Below are 15,852 nucleotides of genomic sequence, written 5' to 3' on the forward strand. Positions count from 1 at the left end.
TAAAAAACAGTCTTCATTTACAGATAAATGGATAAAACACCATGAATTTGCATGAATACCAAGCGAAACAATTGTTCGCTGAATACGGTTTACCAGTTTCTGAAGGTTTCGCTTGCGATACACCTCAAGAAGCTGCCGAAGCGGCTGATAAAATTGGCGGCGATATGTGGGTTGTTAAAACTCAAGTACACGCAGGCGGACGTGGTAAGGCTGGCGGTGTTAAGCTAGTTAAATCAAAAGAAGAAATCAAAGAGTTTGCTCAACACTGGTTAGGTAAGAACTTAGTTACTTACCAAACAGATGCAAACGGACAGCCAGTAGCTAAAATTTTAGTTGAAAGCTGTACTGATATCGCCAACGAATTATATCTTGGTGCTGTTGTTGATAGAGCTTCTCAAAGAGTTGTTTTCATGGCATCTACTGAAGGCGGTGTTGACATTGAAAAGATCGCAGAAGAGACTCCAGAATTAATTCACCAAGCTGAGATTGATCCACTAGTTGGCGCTCAACCTTACCAAGCACGTGAATTAGGTTTTAAACTTGGTTTAAACCCTACGCAAATGAAGCAATTTGTTAAGATCTTTATGGGTCTTGCTAAAATGTTTGAAGATTGTGATTTCGCCTTATTAGAAATCAACCCGTTAGTTATTACTGACGAAGGCAACCTTCATTGTTTAGACGGCAAAATTGGTATCGATGGTAATGCTATTTACCGTCAACCTAAAATGCGCGCTTTCCACGATCCATCTCAAGAAGATGAACGTGAAGCACATGCAGCACAATGGGAGCTTAACTATGTAGCTCTTGATGGTACTGTTGGTTGTATGGTTAACGGTGCAGGCCTAGCAATGGGTACTATGGATATCGTTAATTTACACGGCGGCAAGCCAGCTAACTTCCTAGATGTTGGCGGCGGAGCAAACAAAGAACGTGTTTCTGAAGCATTCAAAATCATCCTTTCTGACGATAACGTTAAAGCTGTTTTAGTTAACATCTTTGGTGGCATTGTTCGTTGTGACATGATTGCTGAAGGTATTATTGGCGCTGTTAAAGAAGTAGGCGTTAAAGTACCAGTTGTTGTACGTTTAGAAGGTACTAATGCTGAATTAGGTCGTGAAGTTCTTAAAAACTCTGGCTTAGACATCATTGCTGCTGAATCACTAACTGATGCAGCAACTAAAGTTGTAGCAGCTGCGGAGGGCAAATAATGTCTGTATTAATTAATAAAGATACTAAAGTTATCTGTCAAGGTTTCACTGGTGGTCAAGGTACTTTCCATTCAGAACAAGCTATTGATTACGGTACACAAATGGTTGGTGGCGTAAGCCCAGGTAAAGGCGGTCAAACGCATTTAGGCCTTCCAGTATTTAACACAGTACGTGATGCTGTAGAAGCAACTGGCGCAACAGCAACAGTTATCTACGTTCCAGCTCCATTCTGTAAAGATGCTATTTTAGAAGCTATCGATGCTGGCATCGAGCTTATCGTAACTATTACTGAAGGTATTCCAACTTTAGATATGGTTGACGTTAAAGCTAAGCTTACTCAAACTGGCGTTCGTATGATCGGTCCTAACTGTCCAGGTGTTATTACTCCTGGCGAAACTAAGATTGGTATCATGCCTGGTCACATCCATTTACCAGGTAAAGTTGGTATTGTTTCACGTTCAGGTACGTTAACGTACGAAGCCGTTAAACAAACAACTGATGCTGGTTTTGGCCAATCTACTTGTGTAGGTATTGGTGGCGACCCTATCCCAGGTACTAACTTCATCGACGTATTGGAAATGTTCCAAAACGATCCACAAACTGAAGCAATCGTAATGATTGGTGAAATTGGCGGAACTGCTGAAGAAGAAGCTGCGGAATATATCAAAGCTAACGTTACTAAACCTGTAGTATCTTACATTGCTGGTGTTACTGCACCAGAAGGTAAGCGTATGGGTCACGCTGGCGCGATTATCGCCGGTGGTAAAGGTACAGCTGATGAGAAATTTGCAGCACTAGAAGCGGCCGGTGTTAAAACTGTTCGTTCTTTAGCTGATATCGGCGTAGCACTTAAAGAGAAAACAGGTTGGTAGGCTAACGCTTCTAATTTGTTAATCTAATAAAAACCCGCTATCTAGCGGGTTTTTTGTTAGTTTTAAATAAAATGTCTTGATTTTAACTGTTTACAAATTCCATCGAATCCCGGAAATAATGAACCCCATGTAAGCCCCATCAGGTGTAGATCACGCATTGCTTTTTTTGCCTCGGAAGCATTAATAGTTATTCTTTGGAGAAATTCACCTTTTTGCTTTTCATTGTTTTGAATAATACTTTCGATGTCATTTATATTGCTATACATCGTAATTGCCTGTTGAGGGAGAACTCTCGGGTTATTAAACCCTGGCAATTCAAGAGTTTTTACCATTATATTTGGACTTCTTACATTTGCATTTTTACCAGCAATATTTGACCATTTCTTATCATCAAATGTATAAATAGTTATTTTACCATCTTTTGTTAGTACATTTTCAAATGCAAAAAACGCCGCTACATATGGGCTTTTAGTCCAATCTAACAAGGGGGTTGGATATCCATGGTGTTGAGCCAAATTTAGCAAAGCTCCTAATGAATTATCGTTGTTAACATTGTATGGGTGACTAGAAATAGAGTTTATATGATGTTCAAACTCCTTCATTTCTTTGTCTAAATAAGAGACTAAATCAGCATATCCTGTTCTATGAAAAGATGTCTGAAGTGGCCAACTTTTGGATTGTCCTCGGTATAAGAAATCATCATTTTGTGATGATGCAAAATTTTTAAATTCTTCCCAAGTCATATGTTTTGACGGAGCTGTACTTGACTTTTTAGCAGTTTTAATTAGTTTTAAACTTTCATTCCTTTCAACATGTGATTGGTATTTAAAATTTGTGTTAATCCTAAACTCTTTATCATTGATTAATTCCCCTATAAAAGTCGATTTTTCAGGAAGTTCTGTGTCAGTTATTTCAAGTAATTTGGCTGTTTCTTCTCTGTTTAATTCATTTCCATCTATATGGTGTATAGATTGAATACGAATTTCGCCTTGAACTTTAGATGAACTAGTTAATTGCCCCTCAAATATTGACCACAGCCAAAAAGAATGCTCAATATTGTTAACCTCGATTGTTTCTAACTCAGATACTCTACCTAGTATTTTATCTCCATCCACATTAATATTTGCAATAACTCGAGAACCCGAATCTGACTTTCCTAGCCATTGACCTCTAAATAATTGATTCATCCCTTCATCTAATATATTCATGTATTTCATCTAGATAACTAATTTATTGTTAGCCTTATGATAGAGCAATTTCAATTATCTGAACACCATAACATGCTAACTCTTTATCTAGTTTATAAATTATTAAATTTGTATAACGTTGATCTTTTTGTCGCGGTGGCGACGACACCCAAAGGGGGCTAAACGCCGAACCCCCTTTGGAATCCCTCGGCGCTGCTAATCAAGTGCAATCATCCACTCAAGTCAATATTTTCGACGTGACAGCGCTGAACAGGCATCCATGCCCTACATCGCTTTGTTCATCATCAGGACAATATGCTCCTGCATTGTCTAATAAGCTGCATCCATGCAGCGTCACGATGAACATACGTGAATATTGCCTTTCATTGCGGCACTTGATTCAAGCAGAATTAGTGCAATTTGATAGGTTAGGGGATTAACTTATTGGTTTTGTTCTTTTGACTGCCAAAAACTAAATATGGCAGTTTCGTTTACCTCTATTTCCAAATGCTCCAACTCCCATCTCAGCAAAGAAATAATCTACTAGCAATTGCAAGCCTCGACCCGAGACAGGACGTCGAGGGCTGCTGTTGTTCATGGATGATAAATCGGCAGGGTTCGTGGTTTGCGCTAGTGGGTTATTGAATGTTCTGCTGAGTTGGGGCTCCGTGGGTGTCCAGAGGGACGCCGGAGGCAGTGTCCCTTTGGGTGCTGTCGCCACCGCGACGCCAGACAGGGAAATAAACTCAAAGCTTTTTTTGGCATCCCGCGACGCTGCTAATCAAGTGTAATCCTCCATGAAAAGCAATATCTTCGACGTAACTGCGATGTACGGGCATTAGGACAATATGCTCCTGCATTGTTTAATAAGCTGCATCCATGCAGCGTCATGATGAATATACGTGAATATAGCCTTTCATTTCGGGACTTGATTCAAGCAGACTTGGTGCGTGTTGTTAGGGCAGGTGATTGTGATGTTATGCCATTGGCATTCGAAGTCGTCATTCCCGAGGTGTCTTGTCGGGAATCCATTTTACTAAGGTCTGGATCTTCGACTAAGGCACCACGAGGATTACACTAGTTAAGCAATCTACCAGCACCAAATACTTCAATCCCATTTCAGCAATGAAATTACCAACTAGCAATGTCAGGCCTCGACACGAGACATGGCGTTATAGGGATGTAATTTATTAGACAATGCAGGAGCATATTGTTCTGATGTCGAGCGCTGCCGTTGTTTAGGGATGAACTTTTTATAAACGTAGGCGGCAGGGTTCGTGGTTTGCACTAGTTTGTTGTTGAATTTTTTACTGAGCAGCGTACAGCTACCAAGGGAAAGGTAACTTAAAAGTTAATCTATCAGTTTCAATTCATTTTTATATTGATGATTACAATGCACATAATGTTCAACTCCTTTTGCGATCATTTCTTTTACTTTCTCATCAAGTTGCTTCACTACTTTACCAGGTGAACCAATGACCAAACTACCATCGGGAATTGACATATTTTCAGTTACCAAAGTATTCGCGCCTATCAAGCAATTTTTGCCAATTTTGGCGCCATTTAATATCACAGCATTCATACCTATTAAGCTGCCTTCATCTATAGTGCAGCCGTGTAGCATCGCTTTATGTCCTACAGTTACATTTTTAGATATATTGATTGGAAATCCTTCGTCAACGTGTAATATGCAACCATCTTGAATATTAGAATTTTCACCAATGGTGACTTTATCTAAATCAGCTCGAATTACCACGTTGAACCAAACGCTGGCATTTTCTGCTATGTCTACTTTGCCAATAACATTAGCGCTGGGCGCAATAAAACAACTAGCTGATATTTTGGGTGAATGTTTACCTAATTGAAAAATCATGCAGTATTACCTTGGTTGAAAAACATTATTGTAACAAGTTAATAGCATTAGAGTGAATCAATGGGGTCACAGTAAAATTAATTAGTATGTATTTTACTTTTTGATTTAAAAATTCAACCTCATCTAACATTATGTTAACTTGACCTAAAATTATCCTAATTAACTATCCTATGTTGTTCACACAAGACCTTTTCCCATCTGCTACCCCTTGGTTATTCTTAGTCATTACCTTGATAACAGCTTTTGTAAAACCTAAGTTATGGCCATTTGGCTTACTCTGTACTTTAATTAGCGGGCTGTTTTATAACGCGATAGATTTGGTTGGTCTTGGTGTTGTTACGCTTTTATTGGCCATGTCTTACTATGCTAAAAAGATATCTACTAAGCCCTCAAGCAATCCCTCAAATAAGTTATGGAATCGAAGAATTAATACGGTCATTACGGCATTAGTTATTATTAGCTGTATTGCCTTAGCTGCGCACTTATTGCCAGGATTTAATAATTTACAGGTGTTAAACGATGTGGAAAAAAGCATTAACAGTATGCCATTCACACTGTACCTAAACTTTGATAAACCGATGATTCTATTTGTTCTTTTGATGCTGTCTCCAGCACTCTTAATAAGTCAAAAACCGATCACTCTCTCTAAGGCGCACAATAGCTTGCGGTTAAGTGCTCTAGTAGTGCTAGTTTTTATTCTACTATTTAGCCTAGCCATTTTATTATCATTAATTAAATATGATCCTCAATTGCCAAGTTGGTGGTGGTTGTTCGCGTTAAATAATTTGTTATTAACGTGCATTATTGAAGAAGTGTTTTTTAGAGGATTCATTCAGCAAAAGTTAACAAAGCTAATAAACCCTTTAACGGGACTAATACTGACAAGCTTATTATTTGGTATTGCACATTTTTCAGGTGGTTTTAATTATATGCTAGTTGCTACCTTGGCTGGTTTTTTGTATGGCTTGGTTTATCTAAATACAGGTAAAATTTGGTATGCGATTTTACTCCATTTTTGTTTTAATATGATTCACTTAGCGCTGTTTACTTATCCTTTACTCAAGGTTTAGTTAAGGTTTAGCTACTTTTTGTCTTTCTACCTTTTTTCAATGATTTTTTCTCTTATTTCGGCACTTGAGTCAAAAATACTTAGCGTTTGTTAATAGGCTAGGGCAATCAAACGAATACAAAGCCAATCGTACTTTTGCTGTTGATGGGGATATTGGCTAAACCAAAAATATAATGTGAAATTTCATGATTTAATTATTGATCCAAGTCAAATTTGTTTCATGCAATCGGCCTATCATATTTGTAGTAAATAAGAGTTTTAGATCAAATTTTTATAACTGATAGGAGAGTAATGATGAAAAAACTATTCAAGAGTATTCCCTTAGTTCTGATTTCTTTTTTGAGTGTTACATCTATGGCAGCGGTCTCAGACGAATTGCCAGATCGAGGTCCTATTCCTTTTGCTAACTATGATCAAGATGAAAATGGCTTTATCAGTGAGCAAGAGTTTACTCAAGTGAGAAGTGAGCGTATGGCAATGAAAGCAGCTCAAGGTCGTCCTATGAAAGGAGCTGGTAATTCGCCTTCATTTGAAGCCTTTGATAAGGATCACGATGGGCAGTTAACCCAAGAAGAGCTTATAGCGGGTCAGCAGGTACAAATGCAAAATCGCTCTGGAACTCAAGGTCAATCGTCTAAAATGGGACAGGGACGTAGTCAGGGAGCTGGTATGGGCAAAAATAGCAATATGCCCCATTTTTCTGAATTGGATATAAATGGTGATGGCATTATTTTAGAGCAAGAATTTTATAACGCCAGAGCAGCAAGAATAACAAAGCGTGCTGAGCAGGGCTATCCTATGCGAAACATTGCTAATGCTCCAAGCTTCGCCGATATTGACACTGATGGTGATGCACAAGTATCTGCAACAGAGTTTGCTGAACATCAAGTTAAGCACAGACAACAAATGATGCAAAAGTAATGATTTGATTCAAGGGGATAAACATCCCCTTGAATTTTTGTATTTAAATTATTTTTTGTATTCATGGTATTTACAATATTTTATGGTTATCTCAATTTTTCAATTTATCTTTAATTAATCTCATTGTGAATGGACGTCAATGTCTAGCATCACTATATGCATGATCCATGAAGAACATACATGAATATAGCCTTCGTTCGTCTTTCTGCTGTCGTCACGGCGATTCCAATCAAATAACTAAACGTTAATCGCTAGAAATTAACAGCTATAAAAGCTAGCTTCAAGGTTTGCTCGTTGAGGTTTTAACTTCTTCCGTTATTGGTTTTTTATTTTGAAGTTTCACCAGTGATTGATAACCTTTAGCGGTAACATTATGACCTGCTATGTAACAGTTGTAGCCAATGGTACAAAAGATACAAGGTAATAGTTTAAACGCTTTCTTTTCCATGCTAGTTCTCCATTTATACAATATCCTACTTATAAGACCGTGTTTCCCCAGTTAATATTTCTATGGTGTTACTTACATGAAATAGCTATAGAGAAAACATAAGCAAGTAAAATTGATAATGGTATATTAATTTACGGTTATGTAGAGAAGTTGGAGAGTAAGTGAGATTACTGTTATGCCTTTGTTCTTTGCTTCTCAGCAGTTACAGCAGTAAATTGTTCGCCTTATCGGCAGACCATGCTGTACTCTCAAGTGTTCAATCTCAAAACAAATCAGTTATTCAATTAGCGACAAAACCTAAAAATAATCCCCTCAAATCGTCTTCAGATAAAACCTATGATTTTGCTTCTATTGAGTTATTGATAGAGCAAGAAGTAGGGCGAATTGTACTCAAACAAATCTATAAAAATATTGGCATTAACATTACGATCAGTCCTTTACCGGGTAATCGGGCACAGCATTTTGCCAATACAGGTATTAATGATGGTGAGATCATGCGTATTTGGACTTATGGAGATGAAAACCCCAATACAATCAGAGTACCCACGCCGTACTATTACTTAGAAACGATGCCGTTTGTTTTGAAAAGTTCTAAAATTTCTATCCTATTAAAGGAAGATTTAGCTAAGTATCGTTTAACTAAAATACGCGGTGTAAAACATACCAATAATATTACCAAAGGGCTTACTAATATTTACGAGATGAGCTCTACAGACGATATGTTTAAACTATTGCTGAGTGGAAAGGTTGATGTGTTGTTAACGAATACTCTCGATGGAAATCTAGCACTTGAAAGGCTTGGCTTAAGAAATGTCGCGAGCATGGAAAAGCCATTAGTACGTTTATCTTTATATCACTATATTCATAAAGATAACAAAGTATTGGTCCCTATTGTCGATAAAGAAATCCAACGGATGAAAAGTAATGGTGAGTTAGCCACTCTCATCCTACAAGCTGAAAAAAGCGTTTTTCAGCTTAATCAGTAATTAAATTACCCCTTAGCATATACCTTGAGTGATGAAAGATAAAAGTGAACGTTCGTAGTCTTAAAAGATTAATATCGTTTAATATAAAGAGCTAATAGGCGTTAATTATATTTTCTAATCTGCCATCGTTTTTCATTTCCACTAAAATCCCCTCTATTTTTACCTTTAAAAGTTCGGGAAAATTAAGAGAAAAACATAAGTTAATATCATAATCAGCAATAATATTGCCAATGTAGTGAAATTTAAAATTATCACGAGGTAATTTCATGTTTTTAAGGTGATAATTTAGTCTTATATTCATTTCCGGAAAAGCAACTGCTCTGCCCATAGCGATGACTTTTATCGCTGCTTCATGGTCTTTCACATAGATAATATCAAACTTGTCTTGCTCAATATAAGCTGCCAAACCAGGGTAATTAAAACCGCGAATTAACACTAGGCTCTTTCCAAATAGATCGCTGATTTCATTGTATTTATTAGGTTTTAAGGTCAAAAAACTGTGTTTTACTGTCATAATAGGCGTTTTAGACAGTGATAGAGATTGTAGCCCTGGCCAAGCAGCAGAGCCATAGGTTATCCATTTAACCTTTGGATTTTTCATGTACTTCATCATACGTTTGAAAGGCAAAATACTATGGGAAAAGTGAATGTTTTGTTTTTCTATCGCATTAATTACATCAGTAACTATGCCTACCTGTTCGCTATTTTTAGTCGATATTTGAATAGGCGATGAAGATTTATCTGCAATAAAGTAGGTTATTTTATTGTCTGCTATACTCGAAAAACTAGCTAATAATATAATGAAATAAAGGTTTATTTTCATAGGTTATGTGTTTAAATATCACTGCGGTGTGAAGTGATAATGCCATATAAAATAAAGGCTTGCCATTTATTTTGTAAGTAAGTTAATGTTTTAATCGATTACATTTTATTTTAAATAATAAACATCTAGCCCATTAGGTAAAACGAATGATATAGATGATAAAGCTAATCGGTTTGCTCAATTTTTTTTTGTATCTCTCTGCCTTCTTCAATTATCTTTTCTCGCATTTTAGCCAGTTTTTCCAACGCTAATTCTTTTTCTTCTGGACTCATATTTTCATTGTTAGCAATTTCTTCCATCAGCGCTTCAAGTTCTTCAAGTTTTTCTCGGTCTATACCTAATCGTTTATCTAATATATTTTGCATTATCTCACTGAAACGATTATCAACGACAACATCTTCTTTGGCATCGCCATCTTGAGTTGTGTTTAATGTTTCACTTTTAGCTAAAAGTGACCTTGCCGATTCGGGTCTTAAATAAGTGGGCGCGATCTCTTTAATCTCATTACCGTTCATCATGGCTAACGCTTTATCAGATAAAGTCAGGGTATCTTTTTCACCGGGAATAGGTTGAACGGCAGGGGTGGTGTTATCAAAACTGACTACTAATGCATTATTAGATTTTGCTTGCGCTACTTGTTGAGCGTAATTGTTGTTGATCATCATATATAAGGCTTTTCTAGCTTAGTGTTTTCAATAACTTATTCTTAAGAACATTCATAAGGCATAGTCTGTGCCACTTTTATAAATATTGCTTAGGTAACTATTTAGCTGGATAAAGCCAAATTTATTGAGTTATACAGAGTAACTCTCTATATGTAGCAAGTTTTATTAACAATTATTTGAATTTAATATCGGTTAGGGTGACAAGTATTATCCGTTATGCGGCAGCTTATTGCCTCTTTGTTACAGCAAAGTGAGAGATATTCATCAAAATATCATCTATTTATAAAGTATTCTTCTTGTGTTAATAACTTGTTATAGATAAAATTGCGTCCGATTTAGGTATCAGTGTTGATTGGTACTACCATGCAAGGGATGCATAAAAGTTTTATTATTTTTTACTTCCTTTGTTTCATATTAAAAGGAAGTAAAATTGAAGTATTTAAACCTTGCCACGTCGCTTCTAGCTGTCGTGTTACTGAATGGTTGTTTAGAAGTTGAAGACAACAGTTCTGATGTCAAAGCGTTATTAGACCAAGCTGAAAACTCAGTTAGCATCAAAGGTGTTGTTGTTGATGCGCTAGATTTTAAACCCATTGGTAATGCCATAATTACCGTAAAAGTTGGCTCTAAAGACGTCATTTCTAACTTTGAAGTTACCGATGGTGATTTTGAGTTAACAGGCTTACCTCGATCTTCAGATATAGATATCATTATCTCAAGTCCAGATGATAAATTCCTTTCGAGAACCTTTTTTACGCAAACTGCATTCGGAAGTAAAGATAGCATCGAAGATGTTGGTAACTTTGCTGTATCTGAGTCGGTAGATGTAGAAATTTCGGTTATTGATAATGAAACAGGCAATGCTCTATCTACATTAGAGTTTATTGCTTATTCTCACTCAGGTACTAATTCATCAGCATATAAATACCAGCATGTATCTTCATTTAATGTTGAAACGGGTATATATACCATTACCTTGCCAAAATTTATTAATACTAGTATTAGTGCTAATTTAGATTTTGATAAAGATGGTGAAGCTGATTACGTACCTGAGCTTACTAACTTTTTACACGGTCGTAATTTATATATAGGTTCAGCGAATACAAAAGAATTTTCAAGAATACATATGAATGAAGTACCAGTGGCTTCAGATCTTGAAATTAGGCTTTCTTTGGTTGATGAAGCAGCAGAGCCATTGCTTGGTGCTACTTTTTATTTAGAAGATAGTGTTGTTGATAGCACATATGATGAATCAACTAGCCAATATGTTATTACTACGCAAATAAAAGATACGGTAAGCTTTCAATTACCCGCATTCACAAGCAATGAAGTTAAATACCAAAGTAGTTCTTTTACCATAAGAAAGTTAGCTGAAGGTAATTTAAGTATTCTAAAAAATGGTAGTTCTAATAATTGTTGTTTCGTTATTCCAAGTGCAGCAGTGATTGATTTGGCACTTGCACCACAAGTGATTCTTGAAAGTGAAACACCACTTGAAGTTGTTCTTGCTGCTACTGAAGTTAACTCAGTAGATTCTAGCTTTAGTGTATTCTACTCTCAGGCTATAACAGTTGAACTTGAAAATATATCATTAACAAATGACCAAGGGTTTACCGTATTAATGGGTAATGCAGATGCAAATGATCATGTATCTGAAGGTACAACACTCATTACTGGTGGTCTATCTTTTCCTGTTACTTTTACATTGAGCTTGAACGATACTCGCTTAACCGTAATGCCAGTGAGTCCGTTGACGACGCCTGATTCATACCGCTATGATATTCAATCGGTAACGAATAAAGCGACTCTTGAACGTGCTGATATATATAACGATCAATTAACTTTTGAGATAAACTCCAATACTGATGAAGTTTTTACAATTGCTGATATTAAGCTCGACAATGGAAATTATACCACTAATGGTAGTGTTATAACGTCAAGTAATTCAGCAGGAGATACTTCCTCTTCTTATAACTGGAATGATTCAGTTTATTTGTATTTTCCACTGAATATTAATGCATTAGAGAAATTAACGTTACGTAAAACCTCTGTAATCAATGATGGCACTTCATCAGTAAGTTCCAATGACTTTCACGTGGTTAGCGATGGGCGAATAAACGCAACTGCTGTCGGTATTGCTAAGTTAGCAGCAAATGAATCTGTAACACATAGGACAATTAACCGTTCTGTTATTTTGGGCTCAGATCAAACCGAAACTCAGAAGGTCTATCGATTGCATACTGGGGAGTATTTATCAGATAATACGGGCTCAGAATCTAACAGCATTAGTTTCGAATATTCATTGGAAACTAAAGCTGGTGAAGTGGCAACAGGGAATATTACTATCCCAGTACAGTAACTTTTATCAGGTAGTTTTACCCTATTAAGATAATTAAATAAAAGCCGCTTTCGCGGCTTTTTTTATAGATGGTTTTTAATGACAAAATCCTAGTTAGCAATTTTCTGCAAGCACTGAACAACCCATTGCTTCATTTGCATTTCATTCAAGCCACCTGAAATACGATCAACTTCTTCACCCTGATGAAAAAAGACTAAGGTAGGTAAACTACGAATATTCGCATCAGCAGAAATCTGTTGAACTTGCTCGGTATTCACTTTGGTAAACAGTAAAGAGGGTGATGATTGCGCTACTTTACTGTAAACAGGCGCCATGTTTTGACAAGGGCCACACCAGCTGGCCCAAAAATCAACAATCACAGGTAAATCATTACGTTCTATAAAAGGGTAGAAAGTATTAGCCGTTAATTCTGTTGGCTTGGGTGAATAAACCCCTTGTTGGCATTTACCACACTTGCCTTTGTTATAGTCTTTATCATCGGGGATGCGGTTGGTGGTGAAACAATTAGCACAAACAATATTCATAATATTCCAACATATAAATTTATATATTTTTAAGTTGGCTAATATTACCTGATTAGCTTTTAACAGTTAATAACTATCTTAAGTTAGCTAGTTCACTGTAACTATTGTGTTAAAAGCCATATTAGCAACTTAGTTAATTACTTAATGTGTTTTGGTATATTGTATGCAATAATTAATTTTATTCAATATAACAATAATGAAAATGCTATGAATAAACTAACAATACTTCTTCTGACTCTCGCTATATCTGTTGTAATTACTGCGTGTAGTGTTAACGATGAGGCTGATACTACTAAGGTCATGCAGTCTGTCTTAGTACCAATAGTAAATCCAATGGTTGCTCAAGTATTAGCGACTGATATAGAGCAGTTATGGAGCCAAGATTTTAATCATTATCAACAGGGATTACTAAAAGCTGTTGCGGATGAAATATCAATGGAAGCTTTAAAAGGAGACTTAACTAATGATAAATTAGAGAAGCTTACTTTTTATCTTAGAATTTACAGTAGCTTTGGTGCAGATAAATATTGGACCGAAGAAACCGCAATATCTGTTAATAGCGCATTAGACAATTTATATAATATGCCTGGTTTTTTTGAGGTGAGTCAGACTACAGCACGCTTGCATGAAAATTACGCTGTTGCTTTGTATCGTTTATATTTTTTAGCACCTTTACAACCATTTATAGTAGAGCAGGTAAAGCCGTTAAGTCAGTTAATTAACCTGTATGCTTCCGCTGATCTTTCTAATACAACTACAGTGAACTCTGATAAAGACACAGCGATAGATTATGCACTGTGGGAAGTATTACGTGCTGGCGCTATTTTACCCTACGAAGCCCGAAGAAAAAATACTGCTGAATTCATGAAAGGTGTACATGGTGAAGGTGAACTTCAACAGGCATTAATTCAATTTATCACTGCTAAAAATAGTACTTTAGTGGGGGATGACTGGCCTAAGCAACACGCTCTTTGGGCATTGGCACAGTATTATAATTTATATACGAAAGAATATTGGAATGACTACTATGAGCACTCAGCTGAGGATCAGAAACGTTTAGATGACGATAAATTAACCCTCAAGATTGAAGGTGAAATGGATACGCTTGATAACAGTGTATGGGCGGCGTTAACCAATGATAAAGCAACATCAGTAGAGCAAAATAAGACACTTTTTAGTGTGCCTTATGTCGTCAACACTTTTCGTGGAAAGTCTGAATGTGAAGAGGGTACGCTAGTCGATCGCTGCATTTCCCCATCAATTGAACAAGCATTGCCTATTAACCATGAGTGCTCAAGTAAAATATATATTTTAGCCCAAGCCATGTCTTCAGCACAGTTAAGTGATGCTTGTCAGCAGTTAATCGCTCAAGAAAGTAATTTCCATGAAATATTAGCGACTAATAATCAGCCCGTTGCCAACGATTTTAACGATAAATTACGAGTCGTTATTTTTGATAATCACGCAGAGTATAATAAATTCGGCCAGCTAATTTTTGATATTAATACCGATAATGGTGGTATGTACATTGAGGGAACGACACAAGATCCTAACAATATTGCGACTTTTTACTCATTTGAACATTTCTGGGTACGACCTGAATTTGCTGTTTGGAATTTAAACCATGAGTTTGTTCATTATTTAGATGGACGCTTTGTTAAATACGATACTTTTAATCATTTTCCAAGTCATATGGTGTGGTGGTCTGAAGGACTCGCTGAATATGTTGCCAAGGAAGATAATAATCCAAAAACTTTCAAATTAGTCAATGACACAACTCCAGAAGACTGGCCCAGTTTAACGGATATTTTTAATACTGAATATAAAGACGGTACTGATAGGGTATATCGGTGGGGCTATTTAGCTGTGCGCTTTATGAATGAAAAACATCAAAATGAATACAGGAAAATGGCGCACTACTTAAAAACAGACTTTTTTGATGGTTATAAAAAATTAGTTGAGGAGTCAGGTAAAAAGTATGCAGCAGAGTTTACTCAATGGTTAGATGAACATAATGCTAACTATGTGGCGGAAGAAGATGTAAATAACCCACATAAACCACGTCAATTCTATCGTTATACGTATAAAGATTACTTACAGCCAAGTCATTTAACGGAAGATAAGCTGCATATGCACTGGCAGTATTGGCATGAAAATGCTTTAAAATCATTAGATAAAAAATTGGCTAATAAAAATACTGTGACTAAATAGAACATTGCTGATTTATTCGAGTAACCATTAATAATAACGCCTATTTTTAAAAACTTAACGTTATACTCAAGTTCGCTTAGTGCGAACATGAGCAGTCCATTGGGTAAATTGCGGCTGAGGATAATAAGATAATGATAACATCACTGAAACTTCTCCTAACGATTAAGTTAACTGTAGAATTTAACTCCTAACTTGCAAAGTCTGTGTTGCAAAATGATAATGTAATTATCAAAAATCAAATTTTAAATATCAAACTTCGATATTTAAAATAAAACATATAAAAATCAAAGGTCAATTTATAAGAAATGTTGGCACTCTTGATGCAATCTACTTTAGTAGCAACGCAAAAGTGCGAAGCAACTGATTAAATTGAGGGTAGTCATATGTTGAACAATTGTAATATGAGTAATAGACGAATGATTCTATCAGCAGAAATGCTAAATGTTTACCAACAAGATGCTGATAAAAATAGTAAAGATGATCGGCAGGGTAATGAGCAAAAAAGACAAAATTCCGAAAATTTATACGAGCATGATGATAACCCTATTTATGAATTGGGGTATAACTAAATAGCACTAAAAGTTGATGATTACAGCAAATAAAAGACTTGGTTATTTCAATAGTTCCACTATGATTAAGCACTATTTTATTTGTAAACGGTGAGTTATTTACTCTCTGACAATCTCTAACTAAAGTAATGAATAAA

Annotated in this window: 14 protein-coding genes; 8 read left to right on the plus strand and 6 right to left on the minus strand. The window is 36.1% G+C overall.

Annotated features, from left to right (window positions below; translation table 11 throughout):
- The first annotated feature begins 41 nt into the window (after nt 1-41).
- Complete coding sequence (gene sucC, locus CPS_RS09900; RefSeq protein WP_011043040.1) at nt 42-1,208, plus strand: ADP-forming succinate--CoA ligase subunit beta; 1,167 nt, start codon at nt 42-44, stop codon at nt 1,206-1,208.
- Nucleotides 1,208-2,080: a succinate--CoA ligase subunit alpha gene (gene sucD, locus CPS_RS09905; protein ID WP_011043041.1), complete on the plus strand. Its 873-nt coding sequence runs from the start codon at nt 1,208-1,210 to the stop codon at nt 2,078-2,080. The genes sucC and sucD overlap by 1 nt, the downstream gene beginning before the upstream one ends.
- A 62-nt stretch (nt 2,081-2,142) precedes the next feature.
- Here the strand turns inward: sucD and CPS_RS22865 are convergent, their stop codons facing one another.
- Together CPS_RS22865 and CPS_RS09920 are read right to left on the minus strand one after the other, a co-directional pair.
- Nucleotides 2,143-3,288, minus strand: a complete 1,146-nt coding sequence (locus CPS_RS22865; protein ID WP_187148297.1) for an FRG domain-containing protein — start codon at nt 3,286-3,288, stop codon at nt 2,143-2,145.
- A gap of 1,330 nt (nt 3,289-4,618) precedes the next feature.
- Complete coding sequence (locus tag CPS_RS09920) at nt 4,619-5,140, minus strand: gamma carbonic anhydrase family protein (RefSeq protein ID WP_011043043.1); 522 nt, start codon at nt 5,138-5,140, stop codon at nt 4,619-4,621.
- A 170-nt stretch (nt 5,141-5,310) separates the two neighbouring features.
- On the opposite strand from CPS_RS09920, the gene CPS_RS09925 reads away from it, so the two are divergent.
- Together CPS_RS09925 and CPS_RS09930 are read left to right on the plus strand one after the other, a co-directional pair.
- The gene (locus CPS_RS09925; RefSeq protein WP_011043045.1) at nt 5,311-6,210 is read left to right on the plus strand and encodes a CPBP family intramembrane glutamic endopeptidase; all 900 of its coding nucleotides are present in this window, start codon (nt 5,311-5,313) and stop codon (nt 6,208-6,210) included.
- 290 nt (nt 6,211-6,500) lie between these two features.
- A complete protein-coding gene (locus tag CPS_RS09930; protein ID WP_202944307.1) occupies nt 6,501-7,130 on the plus strand; it encodes an EF-hand domain-containing protein in 630 nt (209 codons plus the stop codon).
- 280 nt (nt 7,131-7,410) lie between these two features.
- On the opposite strand, the gene CPS_RS23890 is transcribed toward CPS_RS09930, so the two are convergent.
- Nucleotides 7,411-7,578 carry a hypothetical protein gene (locus CPS_RS23890; protein WP_157825883.1) on the minus strand — a complete coding sequence of 56 codons (168 nt, stop codon included), beginning with the start codon at nt 7,576-7,578 and terminating at the stop codon, nt 7,411-7,413.
- Nucleotides 7,579-7,739: 161 nt separating this feature from the next.
- On the opposite strand from CPS_RS23890, the gene CPS_RS09935 reads away from it, so the two are divergent.
- Nucleotides 7,740-8,564 carry a substrate-binding periplasmic protein gene (locus CPS_RS09935; RefSeq protein WP_011043050.1) on the plus strand — a complete coding sequence of 275 codons (825 nt, stop codon included), beginning with the start codon at nt 7,740-7,742 and terminating at the stop codon, nt 8,562-8,564.
- A 91-nt stretch (nt 8,565-8,655) separates the two neighbouring features.
- On the opposite strand, the gene CPS_RS09940 is transcribed toward CPS_RS09935, so the two are convergent.
- Together CPS_RS09940 and CPS_RS22870 are read right to left on the minus strand one after the other, a co-directional pair.
- Nucleotides 8,656-9,387 (minus strand): substrate-binding periplasmic protein, encoded by a 732-nt coding sequence (locus CPS_RS09940; protein ID WP_011043051.1) that lies wholly within the window; start codon nt 9,385-9,387, stop codon nt 8,656-8,658.
- 164 nt (nt 9,388-9,551) lie between these two features.
- Nucleotides 9,552-10,052 carry a hypothetical protein gene (locus tag CPS_RS22870; RefSeq protein ID WP_011043052.1) on the minus strand — a complete coding sequence of 167 codons (501 nt, stop codon included), beginning with the start codon at nt 10,050-10,052 and terminating at the stop codon, nt 9,552-9,554.
- 430 nt (nt 10,053-10,482) lie between these two features.
- Between CPS_RS22870 and CPS_RS09950 the strand changes: the two genes are divergently transcribed.
- Nucleotides 10,483-12,411, plus strand: a complete 1,929-nt coding sequence (locus CPS_RS09950) for a hypothetical protein (RefSeq protein WP_011043054.1) — start codon at nt 10,483-10,485, stop codon at nt 12,409-12,411.
- Nucleotides 12,412-12,500: 89 nt separating this feature from the next.
- Here the strand turns inward: CPS_RS09950 and trxC are convergent, their stop codons facing one another.
- Nucleotides 12,501-12,935: a thioredoxin TrxC gene (trxC, locus tag CPS_RS09955; protein ID WP_011043055.1), complete on the minus strand. Its 435-nt coding sequence runs from the start codon at nt 12,933-12,935 to the stop codon at nt 12,501-12,503.
- A 207-nt stretch (nt 12,936-13,142) separates the two neighbouring features.
- Here trxC and CPS_RS09960 point away from each other — a divergent pair, with 207 nt between their 5' ends.
- The gene (locus CPS_RS09960; RefSeq protein ID WP_011043056.1) at nt 13,143-15,146 is read left to right on the plus strand and encodes a collagenase; all 2,004 of its coding nucleotides are present in this window, start codon (nt 13,143-13,145) and stop codon (nt 15,144-15,146) included.
- 383 nt (nt 15,147-15,529) lie between these two features.
- Nucleotides 15,530-15,715 (plus strand): hypothetical protein, encoded by a 186-nt coding sequence (locus tag CPS_RS09965; protein ID WP_011043057.1) that lies wholly within the window; start codon nt 15,530-15,532, stop codon nt 15,713-15,715.
- Nucleotides 15,716-15,852: the final 137 nt, after the last annotated feature.

Origin of the sequence: Colwellia psychrerythraea 34H (assembly GCF_000012325.1) — a bacterium.
Classification (GTDB): domain Bacteria; phylum Pseudomonadota; class Gammaproteobacteria; order Enterobacterales; family Alteromonadaceae; genus Colwellia; species Colwellia psychrerythraea_A.